At 71.4% G+C, this 21,731-nt stretch carries 18 protein-coding genes; 7 read left to right on the top strand and 11 right to left on the bottom strand.

Annotated elements, in window-relative coordinates; genetic code table 11:
- Positions 1-44: 44 nt before the first annotated feature.
- Together RM609_RS18635 and RM609_RS18630 are read right to left on the bottom strand one after the other, a co-directional pair.
- The gene (locus tag RM609_RS18635; RefSeq protein ID WP_311612294.1) at positions 45-710 is read right to left on the bottom strand and encodes a DedA family protein; all 666 of its coding nucleotides are present in this window, start codon (positions 708-710) and stop codon (positions 45-47) included.
- A 206-nt stretch (positions 711-916) separates the two neighbouring features.
- A complete protein-coding gene (locus RM609_RS18630) occupies positions 917-1,867 on the bottom strand; it encodes a MerR family transcriptional regulator (RefSeq protein WP_311612292.1) in 951 nt (316 codons plus the stop codon).
- A gap of 97 nt (positions 1,868-1,964) precedes the next feature.
- Between RM609_RS18630 and RM609_RS18625 the strand changes: the two genes are divergently transcribed.
- Positions 1,965-3,458, top strand: a complete 1,494-nt coding sequence (locus tag RM609_RS18625) for an alpha/beta hydrolase (RefSeq protein WP_311612290.1) — start codon at positions 1,965-1,967, stop codon at positions 3,456-3,458.
- A gap of 459 nt (positions 3,459-3,917) precedes the next feature.
- Here the strand turns inward: RM609_RS18625 and RM609_RS18620 are convergent, their stop codons facing one another.
- The 7 genes from RM609_RS18620 to RM609_RS18590 form a co-directional block, all read right to left on the bottom strand.
- A complete protein-coding gene (locus tag RM609_RS18620) occupies positions 3,918-5,021 on the bottom strand; it encodes an HBL/NHE enterotoxin family protein (protein ID WP_311612288.1) in 1,104 nt (367 codons plus the stop codon).
- Between the two features lie 36 nt (positions 5,022-5,057).
- Positions 5,058-6,104 carry a hypothetical protein gene (locus RM609_RS18615; protein WP_311612287.1) on the bottom strand — a complete coding sequence of 349 codons (1,047 nt, stop codon included), beginning with the start codon at positions 6,102-6,104 and terminating at the stop codon, positions 5,058-5,060.
- 584 nt (positions 6,105-6,688) lie between these two features.
- The gene (locus RM609_RS18610; protein WP_311612285.1) at positions 6,689-7,381 is read right to left on the bottom strand and encodes a hypothetical protein; all 693 of its coding nucleotides are present in this window, start codon (positions 7,379-7,381) and stop codon (positions 6,689-6,691) included.
- Between the two features lie 65 nt (positions 7,382-7,446).
- Positions 7,447-10,050: a glycosyltransferase gene (locus tag RM609_RS18605; protein ID WP_311612284.1), complete on the bottom strand. Its 2,604-nt coding sequence runs from the start codon at positions 10,048-10,050 to the stop codon at positions 7,447-7,449.
- Positions 10,050-13,037 (bottom strand): glycosyltransferase, encoded by a 2,988-nt coding sequence (locus tag RM609_RS18600; RefSeq protein WP_311612282.1) that lies wholly within the window; start codon positions 13,035-13,037, stop codon positions 10,050-10,052. The genes RM609_RS18605 and RM609_RS18600 overlap by 1 nt, the downstream gene beginning before the upstream one ends.
- Complete coding sequence (locus RM609_RS18595; RefSeq protein WP_311612280.1) at positions 13,034-13,906, bottom strand: glycosyltransferase; 873 nt, start codon at positions 13,904-13,906, stop codon at positions 13,034-13,036. Before RM609_RS18595 ends, RM609_RS18600 begins: the two co-directional genes overlap by 4 nt.
- Positions 13,907-14,098: 192 nt before the next feature.
- Positions 14,099-15,193, bottom strand: coding sequence for a hypothetical protein (locus tag RM609_RS18590; RefSeq protein ID WP_311612278.1), 1,095 nt, complete (start codon positions 15,191-15,193; stop codon positions 14,099-14,101).
- Positions 15,194-15,652: 459 nt separating this feature from the next.
- Between RM609_RS18590 and RM609_RS18585 the strand changes: the two genes are divergently transcribed.
- The 5 genes from RM609_RS18585 to RM609_RS18565 all read left to right on the top strand — a co-directional run bounded on the left by RM609_RS18585 (position 15,653) and on the right by RM609_RS18565 (position 19,082).
- Entirely contained in the window at positions 15,653-16,030 is a 378-nt protein-coding gene (locus RM609_RS18585; RefSeq protein WP_311612276.1) for a hypothetical protein, read from the top strand.
- Between the two features lie 130 nt (positions 16,031-16,160).
- Positions 16,161-17,015 (top strand): class I SAM-dependent methyltransferase, encoded by an 855-nt coding sequence (locus tag RM609_RS18580; RefSeq protein WP_311612274.1) that lies wholly within the window; start codon positions 16,161-16,163, stop codon positions 17,013-17,015.
- Positions 17,016-17,177: 162 nt separating this feature from the next.
- Positions 17,178-17,573, top strand: coding sequence for an ArsR/SmtB family transcription factor (locus tag RM609_RS18575; protein WP_311612273.1), 396 nt, complete (start codon positions 17,178-17,180; stop codon positions 17,571-17,573).
- Positions 17,570-18,673 (top strand): ACR3 family arsenite efflux transporter, encoded by a 1,104-nt coding sequence (arsB, locus tag RM609_RS18570; protein ID WP_311612271.1) that lies wholly within the window; start codon positions 17,570-17,572, stop codon positions 18,671-18,673. Before RM609_RS18575 ends, arsB begins: the two co-directional genes overlap by 4 nt.
- Complete coding sequence (locus RM609_RS18565) at positions 18,666-19,082, top strand: arsenate reductase ArsC (RefSeq protein WP_311612270.1); 417 nt, start codon at positions 18,666-18,668, stop codon at positions 19,080-19,082. The genes arsB and RM609_RS18565 overlap by 8 nt, the downstream gene beginning before the upstream one ends.
- 103 nt (positions 19,083-19,185) lie before the next feature.
- On the opposite strand, the gene RM609_RS18560 is transcribed toward RM609_RS18565, so the two are convergent.
- Positions 19,186-19,638, bottom strand: a complete 453-nt coding sequence (locus RM609_RS18560) for a DUF4442 domain-containing protein (protein WP_311612269.1) — start codon at positions 19,636-19,638, stop codon at positions 19,186-19,188.
- An 82-nt stretch (positions 19,639-19,720) separates the two neighbouring features.
- Between RM609_RS18560 and RM609_RS18555 the strand changes: the two genes are divergently transcribed.
- A complete protein-coding gene (locus tag RM609_RS18555) occupies positions 19,721-20,776 on the top strand; it encodes a DUF8017 domain-containing protein (protein WP_311612267.1) in 1,056 nt (351 codons plus the stop codon).
- Between the two features lie 67 nt (positions 20,777-20,843).
- Here the strand turns inward: RM609_RS18555 and RM609_RS18550 are convergent, their stop codons facing one another.
- Positions 20,844-21,689, bottom strand: coding sequence for a spermidine synthase (locus RM609_RS18550; protein ID WP_311612266.1), 846 nt, complete (start codon positions 21,687-21,689; stop codon positions 20,844-20,846).
- Positions 21,690-21,731 lie beyond the last annotated feature (42 nt).

Raw genomic sequence — 21,731 nt, 5'->3', positions numbered from 1 at the left:
GGGCCTTCACGAGATACGCGTTACGCGTGGCGCGTGGCGCGTCGTCACTCCGCGGCGGCGACGGCCTCGGCCTCGGTGGACCGCCCGGCGGTCGCCTCGCTCTCGCGCGAGGCCTTCTTGGCCTTGATCCGCATCACCACGAAGGACCCCAGGCCGAAGAGCAGCGCGGCCACCAGGCCGAGCCAGGAGAACTTCCCGATCCATTCCTCGGCGACCTTGCCGACGGTGTAGATCAGCGCGACCGTACCGCCGGCCCAGACGATGCCGCCGAGGACGTTGGCGATGAGGAACTTCCAGTACGGCATCTTCAGCACACCGGCGAGCGGGCCGGCGAAGATCCGCAGCAGGGCGATGAAACGGCCGACGAAGACGGCCCACATGCCCCACTTGGTGAACGCCTTCTCGGCGGTGGCCACGTGGTGCGGGCCGAAGTGCTTGGGGAACTTGCGGCCCAGCCAGTCCAGCAGCGGCTTGCCGCCCTTGCGGCCGATCAGATAGCCGATGGAGTCGCCGATGATCGCACCCGCGACGGCGCACCCGCCGAGCACGTACGGGTTGATGTGGTCCTGCGAGGCGGCGAGCAGCGTGGCGCTGACGAGCACGATCTCACCGGGCAGCGGGATGCCCAGGCTCTCCAGTCCGATCACTCCGCCTACCAGGAGGTAGACGGCGATGGCCGGAACTGTCTCGAGCCATTCCTGGATGTGCAACGCCGGATCCTCCCCGGTTGACGGCCCGCTTGTACGCGGCCCGATGTGTACGACCTGCCCCCGGCGCGCCATGTCGCGCACGCCGGAAGACTACCTGGAGGTGAAGACTCGGATCCGGGTCCGCTGGTTGAGGCGGGACGGTCACATCTTCGCCACATCGTCTTCGCCACGCCGTCTTCGCCACGCCCTCGGGGAAGCCGTCCGGCTCAGGCGGCCTCCCGGGCCGTGTCGGCGTCCAGCGCGGCGCCGAGCCAGGCGTGGGCGGAGCCCGCGGTGGGCTCGGGCGGGCCGGAGGGCGGGCTGATCAGCTCGGCGACGAGCCCCCAGTAGTGATCGATCCGCGGATCCGCGGCGAGCTGGCCGCCCAGCAGCCGGCGGAAGGCCGGGGTGTCGGGCGTGCCACGGGCGTGGGCGTAGGCGGAGACGAAGCAGTCGAGCGCCTCGCCGGGCCGCGCCGGGCGCCCCGCCCGCAGCTCCGCCGAGGCCAGCGCGTACGCCTCGATCAGCCCGTCGTAGAGCACGGCCGGGCGGTAGCCCTCCTCGGGCCGGTGCACGGCGGGCCGGTTGTCCGCGCCGCCGCAGTCGCCGGAGACGAAGGCGTGCAGCCGGGCGAAGGCCAGCACCTGGGCGGGGGTCGGGTCCTCGGGGGGCGGAGGGACGGCCTGGTCGATGATCGCGGAGGCGAGCCGGGCCGGCAGCCTCCGGGGGATCCAGGCCCGCCAGAAGCGCACCAGCGAGGCCGTGCTGGGCGGGGTGGAGATGGAGCCGATCAGGAGCAGCCGGTCGGCGCGCTCCTGGGCCGGGCAGTCCCGGAGCAGTTGGAGGGCGGCCTCGCGCCAGCGCAGGGCGGCCATCCGCGAGCCGATCTCCCGCAGCCGCTCGGCGATGACGTCCTCCAGGACGCCGTCCAGGGCGCCGGCCGGGGCGTCCTCCCGGCCGAGGACCCGGCCCACGTCCGGTACCGGCAGGTCCAGGGTGCGCAGCGAGCGGATCAGCCGGAGCCGGTCGAGGGCCTCGGGGCCGTACCGGCGGTGGCCGCCGGTGCTGCGCCCGGCCTCGGGCAGCAGGCCGCGGTCGGAGTAGAAGCGGACTGTCTTGACGGTGGTGCCCGCGCGTTCGGCGAGCTCTCCGATGCTCCATGTGTCGTCGGCGGACAACGTGTTGAACCTCCCCCAGGTGGAGCTCTTACCGTACCGGCGAGCGCGGGCGGCCGGATCGGCCGGCCCGTGGACGACGGCTTACGAGGAGACGCGCATGACGGCATTCGTTCTGGTTTCCGAGGCCTTCACCGGCAGCTGGATCTGGCAGGAGGTGGTCGCGGGGCTGAGGTCGGCGGGGGCGGAGGCGCACCCGGTGACACTCACGGGCATGGGCGACCCGACCCGTCCGGCGGGTCCGGGGACGGACCTGGAGACGCACATCGAGGACGTGGCTCGGGCGATCGACAGCGTGGACGCGCCGGAGGTGGTGCTGGTCGGGCACGGCTACGGCATCCACCCGGTGCTCGGCGCGGCCGGGCGCCGCCCGGGGCGCGTGGCCCGGATCGTCTATCTGGACTCCGGTCTGCCGCAGGACGGTGACGCGCCGCTCAAGGTGGTGCCCGACCCGGCCGTCCACGAACTGCTGGCGGGGCGGGACGGGGGCGGCGACCGGCTGATCCCCGCGCCGGCCCTCGACGAGTGGGGACGCTGGGGCAGCCTCGACGGCGTCCCGGGCGAGGCGCTGGAGCGGCTGACCCGGCTCGCCGCGCCGCAGCCGGCGGGCACGTTCACCCAGCCGCTCCGGCTGCCGGAGGAGGTCGCCGGGCTGCCGACGACCGGTGTGCTGTGCACCGCCAACGGTTCCAGTATCGAGATGGTCGAGGCGTTCGTGCGGCTCGGCGACCCCCAGCTGCGGGCCCTCGTCGATCCCCGGGTGAGCTTCTTCGAGCTGCCCACCGGGCACTGGCCGATGCTCTCGTGCGCCACCGAGCTCGCCGAGGTGCTCGTACAGGCCGGCGCGGGCGAGGGGTACCGGCTGTCGGTGGACGGGCGACCGCGTGAGGAGTCGTTCCTCCTGGAGGTGCCGGAGATGCCCCGCGAGCGGGTGGGGCGGGTCGATCTCCACCTTCCGGACGCCGACGGCCCCCGCCCGGCGGTGGTGTTCGTCCACGGCGGCCCGTTCCCGGCCGACCTGCGGCCGACGCCCCGGGACTCGGCCACCTTCACCGGCTACGGCCGGTACGCGGCGAGCCTGGGCGTGGTCGGCGCGACGGTGGACCACCGGCTGCACGACCTGGCCGACTACGGGCGCGCGGCCGAGGACGTCGCGGCGGCGGTCGAGCTCGTCCGGGCCGATCCGCGCGTCGACGGCGAGCGCGTCGCGCTCTGGTTCTTCTCCGGCGGCGGGCTGCTGTCGGCGGACTGGCTGGCGGCCGCCCCGTCGTGGCTGCGCTGTGTGGCCGCGACGTACCCCGTCCTCGCGCCGATGCCGAACTGGGGGCTCGTCCCGGACCGCTTCCGTCCCGCCGAGGCGATACAGCGGGCTGGCCGGCTGCCGTTCGTCCTCACCCGGGTGCAGCTGGAGCGGCCGGAGATCGCCGCGACGGTCGTGGAGTTCCTGACCGCCGCCGAGAAGTGCGCGGCCGCCGTCGAGATCGTCGACGTGCCGGGCGGCCATCACGGGTTCGAGACGCTCGACCACACCGAGGAGGCCCGCCGGGCCGTGGAGCGGGCGATGGGGTCGGTGCTGGGGCATCTGCGGGGCTGACGCGTCGCGGCCGGATTCCCATCGCGGCCGTCTCCCGCGTCCCCGGCAGCATGGAGGTGTGGTGGATCGGTGACGACGGCTCGGTCAAGGACGCGTGCTAGTACGAGGACAACGGCGACCGGTAACCCGGCCCAGCGGCACCGGCCGCAGCCACGGCCACGGAGGTGACCGGTATGTCCGTGGCCGCGTCGGAGCGGGAGATCGCGGCCGGGCCACCACGGACATCTTGCCGCCAGGGATCGTCACCGCCACCACAGCGGTGTGGAATCTCCGGGATGCGGGACCTCCCGGGCTGATCGGCCAGTTGAGAATCAACTGCGGGACGGCCATCCGGATCGGCTTACTCCTGGCACATGGCGCCGCGCCGTCCACCAATCCTCGCAAGCAGGTGGCCAAGGGGCTGAAGCCGCGTTCTCCTCCGACCTGTCCGCTCCGGGATTCGCAGGCCGACCCTGGTCATCACGCGTGCTGGAGAAGCTGGGCCGTGATGATGTCGCCGGTGGTAGTACCGGAATTCGTCACCACCTGTGTGCTGCTCAGGTTGTTCTCCAGGATGGTTATCCTGTTTTGAATGTCGGGCGTGATCCCGTCCGCAGCACTCAGGTAGAGGTGTCGCAGGACATCGACACCCGTTTGGCTGGCGCTATCGACATACCCGGCGACGGATTCCAGTGAAGCCCTGAGGCTCTGCCATCCGTTGGCGACGCCCTGCGCCGCGGCGGCCGCCTGGTTCGCCTGCTTCCCGAGATCAGTCAGCCCGGCCTCGCAGGCCTGGAGCAGCTTCACCTCATCCCGGATCTTCTGCTGCCTCCTGAGGATCTCACCCTTCTGGTCGTGGAGCTGCGCCAGGGCCTGCCCGTTGGTGCGCCCCATCCCCTTGACGAGCAGCGCGCCGCCGCCGATGGCCAACCCCAGAGACAGCCCGCCGGTGAACACCGCGCCGAGAACACCGACGGCTATCAAGGCCAAGCCGCCGAGGATGGCCAAGCCGTTCGCCGCTCTGGAGGAGTTCGCGTTGATCTTTGCGTTCACATCCTTCAGCTGGTCGTCCAGCTGTTTCAGGATCCCTTGGTCACCGCCCGCTACAGAGTGCAGCTTGGTGGCGTAGGAGGCGAACTCCCTTCCGTTGCCTGTGAAGGCGTCGCGCATGTTCTGCATGGTCACGGCGTACTGCTGCGCCTTGTCCCCGAGCCGGCCCACATCATCCCGAATGGCGCGGAGCATTTGCGCCACGGTGTTCGGAGGTAAATTCTGCTGGAGAATGTTGACGAAAGCTCCTTGGAGATGGAAGTACGCGCGGGTCTCGGCGAGCAGTGCCATGGATTGCGGCTGCACAGTGTTGAGGTACGACCTGGCCGTGTTCGCGGCCTTGTCCAGCTCGTTGTTGATACCCCCTGCGTAAGCCCTTAACTGGCTGTTGTCGCTCCCGCTCAAGTCCAGCTTCGCCTGCTGCATCACGCTCAGCGCATATGACTGAACGATCGCAGTCATTCCCCCCTGCTGTACGACCGCATTCCCCACCTGCTGCTGCGCTGTGATGCTTTGCTGAATGGCCGTGGTCATGCTCTTCCCTTCCTTTACCCTTCTCGATGCTCCGCGTCAGTTGCCGGTGATCGCAGCGCTCAGTGTCTTTGTCTGCTCCCGAAGCGATTCCCACTTGACGGCGGCCCCGTCGATGTCCTTGGCCAGCGCGGCACTCTCACTGGGCTGCGTGTGCTTCACCACGGCCGCCGAGTACTCGGCGTACACCTGCTGCCATATGTTGGCAACGGCTCTGGCCGGCCCTGCGACGGCGCGCACACTGCGCACATAGGCGGCGCAGTCCTCGTCGACCTTCACCATCACCTGCAACCCAGCCTGTAGCCCGGCAAGCTCCTTGTAGAGCGTCTCGAGCTTTTCGCTGTCCTTACGGAGCTTCTGCAATGCTTTGCCGACATCGCCGGAGTAGGTGTCCTCGATCCCCCCGTGCGCGGCCTCCGGGCCATCCGTGGCCTTGCCCTTGCCCCCGATTCCCTTGAGGGCGTCCGCAACGGAATCGAGGATCCTCCGTGCTCCCTTGCCGGCCTTGTGAGACGCCTCGATCACGTCGTCCAAGTCCTTGCTCACCGTCTGCTGCATGTCCTTCAGCGCACGGGACGCGGTGGCGATCTTCCCCTTACCTGCGGATAGCCTCCTGATCTCGGCACCCGCGCAGGTGGCGAGGGCGGCTCCTCTGGTCTCCGCCTGCTCGCAGAAACTCTCATACAGCTTGGCGAACTCATCCGCCATCTGCTGGAAGTTTCCGAAGTCCTTCGTCACGGCGTCGAGGCAGACGGCCGACTGCTCAGGAGCCTGCGCGGCAAGCGTTTGCATGCTTTGGAAAAGCGCGGACGCGCTCTGGATGTCGACGAGCCTTCTGACGACTCCGGGGATCTGTGTACTCAGGTAGGCACGAGCGCTGTCCCTGACCTCTTCCTGAGCCGTGCTCATGGCCTGCGCCTTGCTCTTGTCCGCGGTCTGCACCGTCGCCCCGGCGGCGCTGACCAGGCACCAGGTCTGCGCGGCAAGAGCCGTCGTCACCAGTTTGTCCATGGCACGTCCCAGCGCGAACGGGTCAAGTGACCCGGTCGGCACAATACTCGGTCCGGTTTCCGACGATGACGTCATGCGTACCTCCTCCAGTTGAAGACCAAACGCGCGGGATCACGGGGATCGCGATCCCCGTCGTGCGGCAACTCATGAAATGGTGAACTTCTTCGACACGGCCACCGATCGGGGGTCAGCAGTGCTCGAGCGTGAAGACATGGACCGGGGAACGGGCGAGGCCGGCACCATGTCAACCCGGACCGCTCGGCCCCTAAGGGGCCCAACTTGAAGAAACTCACTGAGGCCCGACGAAGCTACACCACTTAACCCCTGGTCACCATGACGGCTATTCAGCCAAGTTCTGAGAGCAGCGACGCGATGAGGACAGGCGTTGGGCAACTCTCTGCATGAGCATTTAAGTGGAAGATCGGCCACTGCGAAAACCTCTGCATCTGCGGACTGGACAGGCCGACGGTTGACCGGATTCTCCGCCGGGCGACCCACGTCGGGACGGGATCGAAGAAGTCCTCTTCCCGCCAGGAATCGAAGTTTTTGGCCGGTGACAGGTCGGCCTGCTTGCGGTGGCTGCGGCGGGTGGCCCCCACCCTCGGGTGCCCCTCCGCCGGGAAGCGGCGGAGGGACAGGTGGGAGTGAGGGAGGCGCGGTTACGGCTTCGGTGCCGCGGGGCCCATCGCCATGAAGGAGAACCCCAGAGGGGTCCAGGCACCGTTGGTTGCGGTGCGCACGGTGAACAAGCCCGTCTCGGCGGATTCGACCGAGATGGCTCCCCGCTCACCGCCCTTCCACAAAGTGGCCAGGACGGTCGGCCGGGAAACGAAGGCCTTGGTGAAGGCGATCATGTACGTCCCTGTCAGACCCGGCCTCACTACGAAGCCATCGCCGGAGAGAACGTTTCCGTTCGCGTCGACGGTTCCGTACACCTTGTGCTCCACCGACTGCGGAGCGCCGATGCGGAAGCTGAGCTTCGCGGCGGTGACGCCGATGGTGAGGCCGTCCGGGACGGTGCGGTCGCCGGGGGCGGCTGTGGCCGCCGCCTGGACGTTGACGGAGTAGAAGCCGTCCGGCTTGTTGCCTATCGCGTCGGCCTTGAAGCGCACGAGCCGGCCGCCGGGGTCACGGCTCTCGATCGCCATCGGCCGGTTGATGCCCTCGTCGAGCTTCATGTAGCGGATCTCGCCGGTGGGCGGGAAGACCAGGCCCTCGGGGAGCTTCACCTGGATGATCTCGCCGGGGCCGACCGGGTCGCCGTCGACGTACACCTCGACCGTGAACGAGGAGTTGGCACCCGGCAGCAGGACCTGCGGGTTGGGGCTTCCCTGAGCGATGTGGAACGCCATGTCTCTTCTTCCTTCTTCTCTGTGTGTTTCTCGGTGAGCGGTTGAGCGGTTGAGCGGTTGAGCGGTCACCCGTCGGCGACGGGTGCCTCGTACGGGAGCCGGTCGCCCGGGGTGACCCGGTGGTAGGCCGCGAGCTGCGCGGCGGCGATCCGGTCCCAGTCCAGGTGGGCCACCGTCGGCGGCCCCTTCGCGCCCAGCTCCGCGCAGCGGGCCGGGTCGGCGGTCAGGGCGACGAGGGCGGCCGCGTACGCGTCGAGGTCGCCGGGCGGGACGCGCACTCCCACGTCGTCGGTGACCAGGTCGCGCAGGCGGGGGATGTCGAAGGCCAGCACCGGGGTGCCGGTGGCCAGGGCCTCGGCGGCGACCATGCCGAAGGTCTCCTGGCGGCTGGGCACACAGGCCAGCCGGGCCGAGGCCAGCAGGTGGAAGCGGGCCGGGCCGTCGACGCGGCCCAGCCACCGGACGCGGTCGGCGATCCCGAGCTCGGCGGCCAGGGCGCGGGCGTCGGCGGCGTGCGGGCCGTCGCCTGCGATGTGCAGGTCGGCGGTGGTGCGCGGGGCGGCGAGCGCGTAGGCGCGCAGCAGCAGGTCCAGTCCCTTCGACGTCGTCTCCAGACGGCCGAGGTAGAGCACGTGGTCGCCCCGCCGGGCCACGGGCGGTACGAACGCGGCCCGGTCGACGCCGTTGGGGATCACCTCCACCCGCGCGGCCGGGTTGCGCCGGCGCAGCTCCTCGCCGAGGTCGTCGCCGACCGCGAGCAGCGTGGTGTGCGAGGCGAGCCCGCGCCGCTCGACGGCGCCGAACGGCAGATGGAACTCGCGTGCCTTGTCGGCCGCGAACAGCCACTGCACCAGCCCGACGACCGGCCTGCGGGTCAGGTAGGGCACGCAGACGGACGAGAACGGGGCGGCGAAGTCCTCCACCACGACGTCCGGGTCATGACGGCGCGTCAGCCGGCCCAGCCGGGTGACGACGACGGCGAAGTAGGCGATCTGCGCGGCGAAGCGACTGCGGGCGAGCGGTCCCGGACGCGCGGGCAGCGGCACGTACCGGACGCCGTCGCGGACGGTCCCGGTGGCGCCGGGCCACGGGGCGACGACGACGGTCACCTCGACTCCCCGCGCTGCCAGCCGCCGGTTGACCTCGTGCGTACGGACCGAGCCGCCGCCCGCGCCGGGCCGCCGGGGGTCCTCGAAGCCCAGGTGGAGCACGCGGTACGGGCCGGGGCGGCGGGGCCGGACGCGGATCGCGAGCGCCGCCCCGGCCAGGACCGCGAGCGCCGCGAGAGCCCACAGCGCGGGGTACGGCCGGAGGGCGAACAGCGCGCAGCAGGCCATGGCGGCCACGGCGAGCGGCGCGGCGGCCCCCGCCGCCGGGCCGAGTCCGGGGACCAGGCGCCGCGCCCGTAGGACCGTCACCAGTGCGACGACGCAGGTCACGGCGGCCGAGCACCAGGCCAGGGCCAGGGGTCGGGCGGCGGTGAGCGCGTAGCCGGTGCCTCCGGTCAGGCAGGCGAGCCCCAGCGTCATGACGGTCGGCCGGGCCGGGCCCCAGGTCTGGAACACGACGCTCGCCAGGGCGGTCGTGGCGCCCGCGAACCCGGCCAGGGCCAGCGGCGGCAGCAGCGCGGCGGAAGCGGTGTAGTGCCGGGGCAGCACGAGTCCGGTGATCGCGTCGGGGCAGGTGGCGATGGTGAGGGTGACGGCCGCGCCGGTGATCCAGTGCAGCCGCAGCGCGCCACGGAAGCCGTCGCGTGCCGCCGGGGACGGGCCCGCCGCGAGGCGCGGGAAGACGACGGTGGCCAGGGCGGTCGACAGGAAGAGCGGCACCCGGGCGAGGACGAGCAGGGCCTGGTAGGGCGCCAGGCCGGCCGAGCCGCCCCGTACCGCCGTGGCGACGACCACGTCCAGCGTGAACAGCACACAGGTGAGGACCTGGATGCCGCCGATGGCGGTGGCGTGCCGCCACAGCCCGTGGTCCGCGCGCACCGGTTCGTCCCCGTCGACCGCCACGGGCCTGCCCATGTCCCCTCGCAGGGCGACGAATCCGGCCGCCGAGGTGACGGCCGCGCCGGCGGCGAAGGCACCGACGGCCCCGGCGCTCCCCCACCCGGCCGCGACGGCCCCGACGGTGACCGCGACACGGACGGCCACCTCGGCGACCCGCAGCGCGGCCAGCCCGGCGAAGCGCTCGCGCCCCTGGAGGTATCCGGCCCCCACCGAGTTGAGCCAGAGCATCAGGCACGCCGCGGCCAGCCCGGCGAGCGGGCCCGGACCGGCGTACGAGGCGACGGCCCCGCACGCCGCGCCGGCGGTCAGGACGGACAGGCCGAGCGCCAGCCACAGGCAGGTCCGCACCGACAGCCGCCGTCGTGCGCTGCCCGGGGCGCTGTCGGCGACCTCGCGGGCCAGCACCCAGGGCACTGTGGCACCGGCGAGGGTGCCCACGCTGAGCAGGACCGAGGAGAGGGCGGCGTAGACGGTGAAGTCGGGTGCGGGCAGACGGTGGACGAGGAACAGGGAGAGGCCGTAGTTGCCCATGCCGACCAGCACGGCGGAGAGGGCGAGGGGCAGGGCTCCCCGCGCCGTCCCCTTCTGGCGGTTCTGCCGGTTCTGCTGGTTCTGCCGGGGCGCGGCGGGGGCGGTGGCGGTGGTGGTGGCGGCGGTCATCATCGTCGGCCCTCCTTTCCTGAGCCGGCGACCAGTGCCCGCACGTCGTACACGCGCAGCGCGCCGACGGTCCTGCCGCGCTCGCTGTGGACGAGCCGGGCCTCGCGCTCGAGCACCCGGGGCAGCCCGGAGCCGATCCGCGCGTACCCCTGCCTCACGAGTTCGGTGGAGAGCACGAGGTAGTCGACGTGGTCGCGCCGGAGGTCGGCCGTGGTCCGCCAGTCGGCGAGCCGGGCGCCGGGCAGGACGAAGGACGCGCCCTCGTCGGTGGCCGCGACGACGCTGCCCTCGGGCAGGTGGGCGCGGGACCAGGCCAGGGTCCGCCGGAGGGCGTCGTCGTGGCGGGTGTGGACGCGCACCCAGACGACGGCGTTCACGGTCAGAGCGATCAGGGCGAGGGCGGCGGCCATCTTGGTCGCCATGGCCCTGGATGGGAGAAGAACGTCGGCCGCCAGTGCGAGGGCGGCGGTGCTGGTGACGACCAGCGGGTAGAACATCTGCTCCTCAAGGGTTCCCACCGCCATCGCGTACATCAGGTGCAGCAGCGTGCACGCGGCCCACGCCGTGATCAGGGTGCGCCCGGGGCGGCCCGTGAAGATCCCGGGCCGCCGGGCGCGGCACCACAGCAGCCAGGCGGTGGCGGCGGTGCCGAGGGCGATCAGCGCGTAGGGGACGGCGAACTGGCCGAGCTGGACGAGCAGCCGGTCGGTGAAGGCGACGGAGCCGTCGTCGCTGTTGAAGCCGCTGATCTGCTTGATGCCCAGGGCGCGGGCGACGCCGTCGGTCTTCTGCGCCCACCAGGGCGCCCAGTTGCCGGTCGCCACCACCGTCACGACGTACACCGCGTACCCGGCGGCGGTGACGGCGGCCGCCGTCAGCCGGGTCCGCCGCGCCTCACCGCGCGCGGCGATCCCCAGGACGGTGACGGGCACGAACGTGCCCAGCGCGTACGGCTCCTTGGTGGTCACCGCGAGCGCGAACAGCAGCCCCGCGCCCACGCCCGTGGCGGTCCGGCCGCGGGGGGTCGCCGGGGTGCGGGCGAGCACCAGCATGCCGAGCGCGGCGGCGGCCGTGGCCTGGGTCTCCAGCATGACGCGGCTGTCGAAGCGGTTCAGGAACGGGTCCAGTGCCAGGAACAGCCCGGCGAGCAGCGCCAACGGGCCACGGACGGCGTGGCGCAGCAGCGAGGTGACGGCGATGACGGTCAGCGCCCCGGTCGCGGCCACGACGGGTCGCAGGTCCAGCACTTGGTGGAGCAGGTCGCCGGAGGCCCGGCCGGTGAGGCGCATAAAGGCCGCGAGCAAGGCGAAGAGGGCGGGCGGGTGGAGGGCGAAGAACTGTCCGTCGAAGACGGGTCCTTGGCCGTCGGCGAGGTGGCGGCTGATGGCGGTGTAGTAGAGCTCGTCGACGTGGACGTCGTACGAGCGCCCGACGAAGGCCAGCCGCAGGGCGAGTGCGAGGGCGAGGAGGGCGCCGAGGACGGCGGCCCGGGTGGTGGCGCGGCGGTGGCCCGTGTCATTCCGCCGCGCCCGGGCAGGGGGGTGGGCCTGCCAGCCGAGGATGTCGTAGTGGCGGGCGAGGCGGATGGCGACGCGGGTGTCGGCGGTGTCGACGCCGATGCGGGCCAGGACGGCTTCGGCGTCCCGTTCGTCGGCGCCGAGCAGGAGCAGTCCGGGGCGGGGGCCGGTGAGGTCGATGAGGTCGGTGGTGCGCAGGGCGGCGAGATCGGCACGTTCGAGGACCTCGGCCGGGGCGCTGACGAGCGTGCACGCGTCGGTGACGGTGCGCCGCTCGGCGGCCTTGCCCCGGCCGGTCCCGCGCAGCCGGCCGTCCTCGGCGGTGAGCGCCGCGAGCAGGTGGGCGGTGGTGGCCGTCCAGCTGAACCTGGTCGCCCACGCGCGGCACTCGGCCTCCCAGCGGGCGGCGTCCCGCGGTGCCTCGACGGTGCGCAGGGCCTTGGCGAGGCCGGAGGCGAGATCGTCGTCGGGGCCGAGGAGCCAGCCGGTGACGTCGTGGCGGACGGTGTCGCGCAGCCCGGGAACGTCGTAGGCGAGCGCCGGCACCCCGGCCGCCGCGGCCTCCATCACGGACAGGCCCCAGCCCTCGGCGAGGGAGGTGGTGGCGGTGATCCACGCGGAGTCGACGAGGGCGTCCCGCTCCTCCTGCGGCACGCGGCCGTGCAGGACGACGCAGTGGCCGACGCCGAGTTCGTCGACGAGTGAGGCGAGCTCTTCACGTGCCTCGCCGTCGCCGACGATGTGCAGTTCCGCGCCGGGCAGTTCGCGGCGGAGGGCGGGCATGGCGTGGACGAGCCGGTCCACACGCTTCTGTGTGACGAGCCTGCCGACGCAGACGATGCGCGGCGCGGGCGCGCGGTGGCGCGGCCCGATGGCGGGCGGGGCAGTGTCGAGGCCGGCGGGCGCGAAGTGCACCGGGCCCCGTACGGCGAGCCGTCGGCGGATCTCGGCCCGGGTGGAGGGCGACACGGCGCACACCGCGCGCCGCCCGTACACCAGCCCGCTGCCCCGCCCCTCCAGCCAGCGGCCGAAACCGGCGACGGGCCGGGGGAACCACAGGGCGAACTGGCCTTGATGGACGTGGTGGATCAGCAGCACGACGGGGGTGCGGCGACGCAGGACGAGCGGGGTGAAGAAGGGGATGCCGTTCTGCGAGTCGATGACGGCCGCCACCGAGCGGCGGTGGCGCAGCAGCCACAGCAGGACGAACACGTAGACGGTGAACCGGCCGCCGCCGCGTACGACGGTGCCGAAGCCGGTGTCCTCGCGGCGGGCGGCGCCCTGGGGACGGGAGGTCAGGTAGGTGACGCGGACGCCGGAGTCGTGGAGTTGCCGGGCGACTTCCTCGCAGTACAGCTCGGCGCCGCCCGCCTGCGGGTGGCGGCTGTCGCGCCAGTTGCACACGACGACGTGGCGGCCGCGCCAGTCCGGGGCGGCGGGGAGGGCGGCCCGTAAGTCCGTCGGATTCATCCCGCCCCCTCGGTCGCGGGGGCGGAAGGGGCGGCGGGGGTGGAGGGGGCGTGGTGGACGACGCGGGGCGGGAGGCGGTGCATGGTCCGGTGCAGCCGCCACAGTTCGCCGGCCACACGACGCCCGTCGGCGAACGGCCGGAAGCTGGAACCCTCCTGGTCGCTCCAGACGACCGGGAACTCGGCCAGGCTCAGCCCGAGGGCGCGGGCCCGGGCGATCACTTCGAGGTCGAAGGCGAAGCCGGTGGTGGTGACATGGGCGAAGATCCGCCGCGCGGCCTCGGCCTCGAAGAACTTGAACCCGCACTGGGTGTCCTTGACCGGCCCGGAGAACCGCCGTGTCGCCAGCCGGAACCCGGCCCCGCCGAGCCGCCGCAGGGCGGGCTGCCGGACGGGGACGCTCGCCCCGGTGCAGCGGCGGGAGCCGATGACGACCTGCCGTCCGTCCCGCAGGAGGGCGACCGCGTCGTCGATCGCGGTGGCGGGGGTGGCGAGGTCGGCGTCGCAGAAGCCGACCCAGCGCGCCTTGGTGGTGACCATTCCCCTGGCCACCGCGGCCCCTTTGCCACGGCGGGAGCACCCGGTGACGGTGATGGGGATGCCGGACGCGGCGAGCCGGTCCACGCACTCGGCCGTGCGGTCGCTGCTGCCGTTGTCGACGACGCGCAGCGCGGCGGTCAGGGGCATGCCGCGCAGATGGCCGGCAAGGGCGAGGACGGTGGGGGCGAGGCGCTGTTCCTCGTTGTAGGCGGGGATGACCAGTTCGAGATCGCAGGTGGTGGTGACCGGCGTGGGGCCGGCGGTTCCGGGTAAGGGCACGCGGGCGGCGTCCTCACCCGGTGGGGTCGCTGCGGTGCGGGGCGTACTCATGGCTGGGGACGTCTCCTCGGGCGATGGCGTGCGGGCGGCGCGGGAGCCGGTGGCCCGCCCTCGCGCACGGGCGCGGGAGGGCAGGGGCCACCGTCTCCGTCGTGCGGTCACCCGGTCGGTCGTGCGGTCACCGGGGCGTGGGGTCACCGGGTCGTGGGGGCACCGGGGCGTGGGGGCACCGGGGCGTGCGGGTTACCGGGTGGCGCTGAGCCGTACGTGGGCGAGCAGCATTCCGGAGCTGCCGTCGGGGTTGGCGTCGAGTTCCTCGTTGAAGCCGGCCCGCCCGGGGTTGGCGAACCTCACGGTCACCGCGGTGACGCCCTGGGGCACCCGGAAGGGCAGCCGGCGCTCGCGCCAGCCGGGGTCGTTGAGCTTCTTGTCGGCGTCGTGGGAGGCCGCGGCGCCCGGGCCGGTGTAGTACTGGACGTAGTCGTCCCAGGTCAGGACGGTCTCGGCGCCCGGCCTGCCATATCGCATCTCGGCCCTCAGGTACGTGGGCCGGCGGTAGGGCTCCTCGGGGTTGGGCAGGACGTGGTAGCCGGTGTGGAAGGCGAGCTCGTACGAGGCGCCGGGGGCGACGTCGACGGTCTGCTCGATGAAGCCGCAGGTGTTGTCGCCGTTGATGTCGACGACGTTCTCACCCTTGTCGAAGGGGGGCTCCGCGTCGGCCGGGAGGTGCCCGTCGGCGTCACCGTTGATCAGGTCGATGAGCCTGCCGGGCACGCCGGTCTTCGAGGCCGCCCAGACGCCCCTGCCCTTGTACTCGCCGACGGTCCACGCGTCGAGCTTCTGGGCCTCCCGCCCGTAGAGGACTCCCTCAAGGGGACGCCAGTCCTTGCCGGGCCGGAAGCGGACGTCGGTGAAACCACCGTTCCGGATCAGGTTCCCGGGCACGGGCCGAGGCCCGGGGGATCCGACCTGAATGCGCAGCGGCGCGGTGGCGGTACCGATCCCCAGCCGTCCCCACAGCAGGTCCTCGAAGGCGTCGGGCAGCACCTGGACGCTGACGGAGTAGAAGCCGTCGGCCTCGTCCGATTGATCTCCGAGGTGGATGGAGTTGTTGAACTGAAGCCGCCGGTTCGCCTCGTCGTAAGGGGAGTACGCGAGCTCCTGCCGGGGCTTCTTCGGGGGGGTGTAATAGACCTTCCCGTCTTTGGGGAACGTCGTCCCCACCGGGAACTCCACCCAGATCATTTCCTTCTTGCCGCTGATCGGCGCGCTGCCGGGCGTCAGCCGGAGGTCTATCGCGAAGAACTCCTGCTGCCCCTTGGCCAGACGCGCCGGCACGGGTAATCCCTGAGCGATGACGAAGGGCATTCTGCCCACCTCTCACTTGTCCGTTCGAGCCGGGGAAGACATTACCGGTGAGCCGATAAAGAAATGCAAAACGGAGCAGTCCGCTTCGGTAAACGCCACAGTATTTGGCCAGCGGGCCGCACCGGACCCGGACTTTATGATCTTGAGAACCCCGGACCCGATTACCGTTACCGCCGACGTGACGTCAAGAACGCCCTGACCAGGCATAAACGCACGTAAACGTTGCCGGAGGGAAGCGGCTCAAAAATACCGCCAATAAAGTTGAATCCGCATCGGAGTCAGGGGCTGGCCGAAACCTGGCGCCACGTTCTTCATCGATTTGCCAGATGCGTTGCGAGGCGTGCTACCAATGACCCCGCAAGGTCGCTGCGGCGAATTCACCGGCGCAGCGGGCCAAACCGTTTCCTGAATTCCATCGGAGGAAAAGTCATGGCACTCGCATTCAAGACCCGTGAATTCCAGCTCCGCATCACCCCGAGCGCGGACGAGGCAAAGGACAGCTTCGACTTCGAATTCCCGAGCGATCTCCGGGAGGACAACAACGGCTTTGTCGTCGATGCGGCGATCCAGTCGTACAGGTTTGAGAACTTCATCAACGGCAGCACGGAGGACTGGGAGATCGGCGGCGAGTCCGTCACGCTGGAGGTGAAGAACAAGGCCCGCCGCAAGGCCACGGTCGTCGTGCGCGCCAACATCCGCCCGCAGGAGGCCGTCGCCCGGACGAACCCGGCCTTCCAGTACCGCGCGACCGTCACCGTGCTGGTCATAGCGGACCTCAAGGGCTCCACCTCCAGCTCCGCCTCCTGACCGAGGCCGTAATCCGACGTAAGGCCCCACCCGGGTTACCTGGGTGGGGCCTTACGTCGGTGCTCGCCCGGCTGCCAAGGTGGTGCCGTGTGACTCGCAGGGACGGGGCGATCGACCAGGGGGCGGAGTGATGACTCACGTGACCGATGTCCACTACCGGCGACACGTCCTGCCGTACTACCGGGCGTTCGAGTCACGCTTCGGGTATGCGGCGCTGCTCGGTCGCACGCGTCACTTCGGCTGGTACGAGCCGGGCCAGTCCCCCTGGGGATTCGCGGCGGCCATGCGGCGCATGGAGCTCGTCGTGGCCCGGAACCTGGCCCTGCCTCCGGCGTCGTCGGTGCTCGACGCCGGGTGCGGGGTCGGCGACACGGCGCGCACGATCGCACGGGCGAGCGGGGTGCACGTCACCGGGATCGACGGGATCGAGCCGGACGTCGTCATCGCGCGGCAGCGGTCGGCCCGTGCCGGCGAGCCGGGCAGGCGCACGCGTTTCCTCCTGGCCAACTACCACGCCCTCCCGTTCGCCGACGCCTCCTTCGAAGGCGTCTACACGATGGAGTCCTTCGTCCACTCCCCGGACCCTCGGCAGGGGCTCGCCGAGTTCTTCCGCGTCCTGCGCCCCGGCGGAAGGCTGGTGATGTTCGAGTATTCGAGCACTCCGCAGGCCCAACTGCTGCCACGGGCACGGTCCGCACTGCTCAGGGTCTGTGAGCTCTCCGGTATGCCGGGCATGCTCACAATGACCCACGGGCACCTGGAGCGGCTTCTCCAGCAGACCGGTTTCGCCGTCGAATCGGCCTATGACGCGACGGAGAAGGTCCTGCCCATGCTGCGGTGCTTCTCGGTGCTCGGCCGACTGCCCTATGCGCTCGCACGCGGCGTGGGCCGCGGAGACAGGCTGGTCAATGCGATGAGCGGGGTGGAGATGTACCGGCACCAGGAGACATGGCGGTACAACATCTGTACCGCCACCCGGCCATGACGCTCCTGCAAAACGGCAGATCGGCGCCTTCCCGGGGCAGGGGCTACGTCGGCGACGTCGAGAGCGAGCCGGACGCGGGAAATGGCGATCTCCTCGATCCACTGCATCGATCGACTTCAATACAAGGTTGCGCCTTGGATCGAAGAACGTCAACATAGAAGAATGTCGAATCAGGAACTCGTGGTGCTCGGGCAGGGCGGCCCCGGCGACTGCTGTCCCGGCCTGCTGACCGCCCCGCTCGCCGAGGACCAGGCGGTGGAGCTGGCGAAGGTCTTCAAGGCCCTGGGCGACCCGGTACGGCTCCGGCTGCTTTCGCTGATCGCCTCCCGGGCGGGCGGTGAGGTGTGTGTCTGTGACCTGACCCCCGCCTTCGACCTCTCGCAGCCGACCATCTCGCATCACCTGAAGCTGCTCCGTGAGGCCGGGCTGATCGCCTCCGAGCGGCGCGGGACGTGGGTGTACTACCGGCCGCTCCCGGAGACGACCGACCGGCTCGCCGGGATCCTCACCCGCCCCGCCGGAGAGCCCCTGCCCGAGCCCGCCGAGGCCCCGTCGTGACCCGCACGACCACCGCACCGGTGGCAGTCCGGCTGCCCTTCCTCGACCGCTACCTCGCGGTGTGGATCCTGCTGGCGATGGGCGCCGGCCTCGGGCTGGGCCGCCTCGCCCCCGGACTGGGCGACGCGCTCGCGAAGGTGACCGTCACCGGCGTCTCCCTGCCGATCGCGCTCGGCCTGCTGGTGATGATGTACCCGGTCCTGGCCAAGGTCCGCTACGACCGTCTCGACACCGTCACCCGCGACCGCCGCCTCCTGATCCCGTCGCTGGTGCTGAACTGGGTGCTCGGCCCGGCGGTGATGTTCGCTCTGGCCTGGCTGTTCCTGCCGGACCTGCCCGCGTACCGCACCGGTCTGATCGTCGTCGGCCTGGCCCGCTGCATCGCCATGGTCATCATCTGGAACGACCTCGCCTGCGGCGACCGTGAGGCCGCCGCCGTGCTCGTAGCCCTCAACAGCGTCTTCCAGGTGATCGCCTTCGCCGGACTCGGCTGGTTCTACCTCTCCGCACTGCCCGGCCGGCTCGGTCTCGAACAGACCGCCCTCGACGTATCGGTATGGGAGATCGCCCGCAGCGTGCTGATCTTCCTGGGCATCCCGCTCGCCGCCGGATACCTCACCCGCCGCCTGGGCGAGAAGGCACGCGGCCACACTTGGTACGAGACGAGGCTGATCCCCCGCCTCGGCCCGTTCGCCCTGTACGGGCTGCTGTTCACCATCGTCGTGCTCTTCGCCCTCCAAGGCGACGCCATCACCTCCCGGCCGCTCGACGTCGCGCGGATCGCGCTCCCGCTACTGGTCTACTTCGCCACCATGTGGGCCGGCTCGATGGCGCTCGGCCGCACCGTCGGCCTGGACTACCCGCGCACGACCACGCTCGCGTTCACCGCGGCGGGAAACAACTTCGAGCTGGCCATCGCGGTGGCCATCGCCACCTTCGGCGCCTCCTCCGGCCAGGCCCTCGCCGGAGTCGTCGGCCCCCTCATCGAGGTCCCCGTCCTCATCGGCCTCGTCCACGTCGCGCTCGCCGCGCGGCGCCACTTCCCCTCGCCTCCCACCGGCCACCCGGCCGTCAGCCCGGAAGGTTCCGCCCATGTCTGAGAAGAAGCCCTCCGTCCTGTTCGTCTGCGTCCACAACGCCGGACGTTCCCAAATGGGTGCCGCCTTCCTCGCGCACCTCGGCAGCGACGGTGTTGAGGTGCGCTCCGCCGGCTCGGACCCCGCCGAGACGGTCAACCCGGCCGTGGTGGAGGCCATGGCCGAGGTCGGTATCGATATCTCCGCCCGGACGCCAAAGCCGCTCACCACCGAAGCTGTACAGACATCCGACGTCGTCATCACCATGGGCTGCGGCGACGCCTGCCCCGTCTTCCCCGGCAAGCGGTATCTGGACTGGAAGCTGGACGACCCGGCCGGGCAGGGAGTCGAAGCGGTCCGACCGATTCGCGACGAGGTGGAGCGGCGCGTGCGCGCCCTGCTCGCCGACCTCGGCGTCCAGGCCTGCCCGTGAGTACGGTCGCCCGCATGTGGAATCGGAAAGAGGCGCGACCTCAACGTGCCCTACGGAAGCGGCAGATCAGCGCCTTCCCGGAGCAGGGGCTGGTTGTCAGGGGCTACTTGTTGGGGCGCAGGGTCCACCAGATCGTCATCTCGCCCGTCTCCGCGCCGTCCTCGCGGGTGATCGAGACGCGCACCGGGAACTCCGGGCGCTGTCCCGCGTCCAGTTCGGCGACGACCTCGGCGGCCGGGCGGCCGAGTTCGGCGGTCGCGGTGACCGGGCCCATGGCGAGCTTCTTGTAGCCGATCTCGGCCTTGACGGCCAGCGGCACGGCGCGGGAGAGCTGGTCGCCGAAGGCGGCGAGGACGATCGCGCCGCTGGCGGACTCGGCGAGGGTGAACATCGCGCCGGCGTGCGGGCCGCCGACGTGGTTGTGGTAGTCGGGCTGGTCGGGCAGCCGGAGGACCGCGCGCTCGGCGGTGATCTCGTCGAAGACGAGGTTGAGGGTGCGGACCATGGGCACGGTGGCCGCGAGGGCGTCGCCGATCGAGGGCGTGGTCTGTGACATGCCAGTAAGTTACCAATCAGTAGCACGATCGGGAAGGGGTGACGACCACAACCGTTACCCGCGGCCTCTATCGTTGTCGGCCATGTGGCCAGGACAGCAGCAGCCCGGGGGCGAGCAGAACCCGCAGGACCCCGACCGGAACCCGTACGCACAGCCCGTGCCGGGTCAACCCCAGGGTGGTAACCCGTATCAGCAGCCGGGCTACCAGCAGCCCAACCCCTACGCGCAGCAGCCCGCCGGGGCACCGCCCGTACCGCCGCCGGGCGCCCCCCAGTGGTCCCCGCCGGGTGCGCCCGGCGGGCCCCAGCCGCAGGGCGGGGGCGGCGGCCGGGACAAGCGCACCACGGTGATCGCGATCTCCGTCGCGGCGGCCGTGGTCGTCGCGGCGGGCATCACCGGTTTCCTGGTCCTGAAGGACGACGGCGGCAAGGACGACCCGTCGCCCGCCGCGAAGGACACCAAGCCCTCGGCGTCCGCCCAGGCCCCTTCGCCCGCCGCGAGTTCCCAGGCGCCGCTGGACAACCCGCGGGTCGGCGGCGACATCAAGCCCGTGGTCGGCGGCTGGAAGGTCGTCGTCAACTCCAAGCGGCACCTCGCCTTCGACGTCCCCACCGACTGGGAGGTGCCCCCGGACGGGACGGCTCTGCGAATCCCCGACGAGGCCGACACGTCGGGCATGAAGCTGGCCGAGGCGGCGTCCTCGCCCGCCTACTTCCAGCGGGAGCAGTGCTCGGTCAAGAACGACCGCGGCACCGACGACACCTACTCGTCAGGCGTCTCCGGCACCAAGGGCGCCCAGGGCGCCAAGGGCCCGGAGGAGGCGGCCCAGAACGAGGCGTCGGCCTGGGCGTGGGCGATGTTCGACCAGAAGAAGCAGGGCAAGTACGACATCGGCAAGGCCACGCCCTTCAAGAACGACTACGGCATCACCGGGGCCACCGCGACGACCACGGTGACCGGCGTACCCAAGGCCAACAAGTGCTCCAGCGACGGCAAGGCCGTCGCCGTGGCCTTCAAGGACGCCAACGGCGACTTCGCCGTCTGGTTCTTCTCCGGGGCCAAGGGCACGAAGGGCGAGGTCGCCGACGACACCCTCAAGAAGGTCATGACCACCCTCAGGCCGCTCCCCTCCTCCTGACGGACGCGCCCTGCCCCGGGAGCGCGTACGGGCCGTACGGCTCGTACGCGCTCAGCCGACCGTGAACTCAGCCGACCGTGAACGCCCCGCCCGGCGGTTCCGGCGAGGCCACCGCGTCCGCGTCGCGCACCGGCACCGCGCCCCGGGCGAACCGTTCCAGGGCCGCCCCGTGCTCCACCCGCGCCGGGAAAACATCGGAGGCGGTGCGGCGGGCGAGGTCGGCGAGCGGCGGCTCCCGGTGCGCGGCGACCAGGACGGCGTTGCCGAACCGGCGGCCGCGCAGCATCGGGGCCTCCGCGATCAGGCACAGGTGCTCGAAGACGGCCGCGAACGTGGCCACCTGGGCGCGCAGGAAGCCGAAGGGCGCGCCGTCGGCGAGGTTCGCCACGTAATGGCCGTCCGGCCGCAGCACCCGCTCGACGCTACGCGCGTACTCCAGGGACGTGAGGTGCGCGGGCACCCGGGAGCCGCCGAAGACATCGCCGATGATCATGTCGGCGGAGCCGGCCGGCGCCTCCTCCAGCACGGCCCGGGCGTCCCCGGCGAACACCTCGATCCCCGACCCGTCGGGCAGCGGCAGGTGTTCGGAGACCAGCTCGATCAGGCCACGGTCCGCCTCGACGACCCGCTGGCGCGAGCCGGGGCGGGTCGCGGCGGCGTAGCGGGGCAGGGTGAGGGCCCCGCCGCCGAGGTGCAGCAGCGTCAACGGGCTGCCCGGCTCGGCGACGGTGTCGAGGACGTGGGCGATCCGGCGCGCGTACTCGAATTCGAGGTGGGTGGGGTCGTCGAGGTCGACGTACGACTGGGGGGCGCCGTCCATGGTCAGCAGCCAGGCCCGCGCGCGGTCCACGTCGGGCATGAGTTTGGCGGTGCCATGGTCGACCTCGCGGGTCACGGGTATCGGTTCGTCCACTCCCCCATTCTTCCCCCTTCCCGACCCCTCCCGACCGCTGAG

The organism is Streptomyces hesseae, assembly GCF_031845785.1.
Lineage (GTDB): Bacteria > Actinomycetota > Actinomycetes > Streptomycetales > Streptomycetaceae > Streptomyces > Streptomyces hesseae.
Note: the sequence above shows the minus strand (reverse complement) of the source record. Positions and strands in the feature narration are given on the sequence as shown.

Coding starts and splice junctions, on each gene's coding strand:
- RM609_RS18625 (WP_311612290.1), top strand. CDS start 1,965: ATGACGGCATTCGTTCTGGTTTCCGAGGCCTTCACCGGCAGCTGGATC.
- RM609_RS18620 (WP_311612288.1), bottom strand. CDS start 5,021: ATGACCACGGCCATTCAGCAAAGCATCACAGCGCAGCAGCAGGTGGGG.
- RM609_RS18615 (WP_311612287.1), bottom strand. CDS start 6,104: ATGACGTCATCGTCGGAAACCGGACCGAGTATTGTGCCGACCGGGTCA.
- RM609_RS18610 (WP_311612285.1), bottom strand. CDS start 7,381: ATGGCGTTCCACATCGCTCAGGGAAGCCCCAACCCGCAGGTCCTGCTG.
- RM609_RS18605 (WP_311612284.1), bottom strand. CDS start 10,050: ATGACCGCCGCCACCACCACCGCCACCGCCCCCGCCGCGCCCCGGCAG.
- RM609_RS18600 (WP_311612282.1), bottom strand. CDS start 13,037: ATGAATCCGACGGACTTACGGGCCGCCCTCCCCGCCGCCCCGGACTGG.
- RM609_RS18595 (WP_311612280.1), bottom strand. CDS start 13,906: ATGAGTACGCCCCGCACCGCAGCGACCCCACCGGGTGAGGACGCCGCC.
- RM609_RS18585 (WP_311612276.1), top strand. CDS start 15,653: ATGGCACTCGCATTCAAGACCCGTGAATTCCAGCTCCGCATCACCCCG.
- RM609_RS18580 (WP_311612274.1), top strand. CDS start 16,161: ATGACTCACGTGACCGATGTCCACTACCGGCGACACGTCCTGCCGTAC.
- RM609_RS18575 (WP_311612273.1), top strand. CDS start 17,178: ATGTCGAATCAGGAACTCGTGGTGCTCGGGCAGGGCGGCCCCGGCGAC.
- RM609_RS18565 (WP_311612270.1), top strand. CDS start 18,666: ATGTCTGAGAAGAAGCCCTCCGTCCTGTTCGTCTGCGTCCACAACGCC.
- RM609_RS18560 (WP_311612269.1), bottom strand. CDS start 19,638: ATGTCACAGACCACGCCCTCGATCGGCGACGCCCTCGCGGCCACCGTG.
- RM609_RS18555 (WP_311612267.1), top strand. CDS start 19,721: ATGTGGCCAGGACAGCAGCAGCCCGGGGGCGAGCAGAACCCGCAGGAC.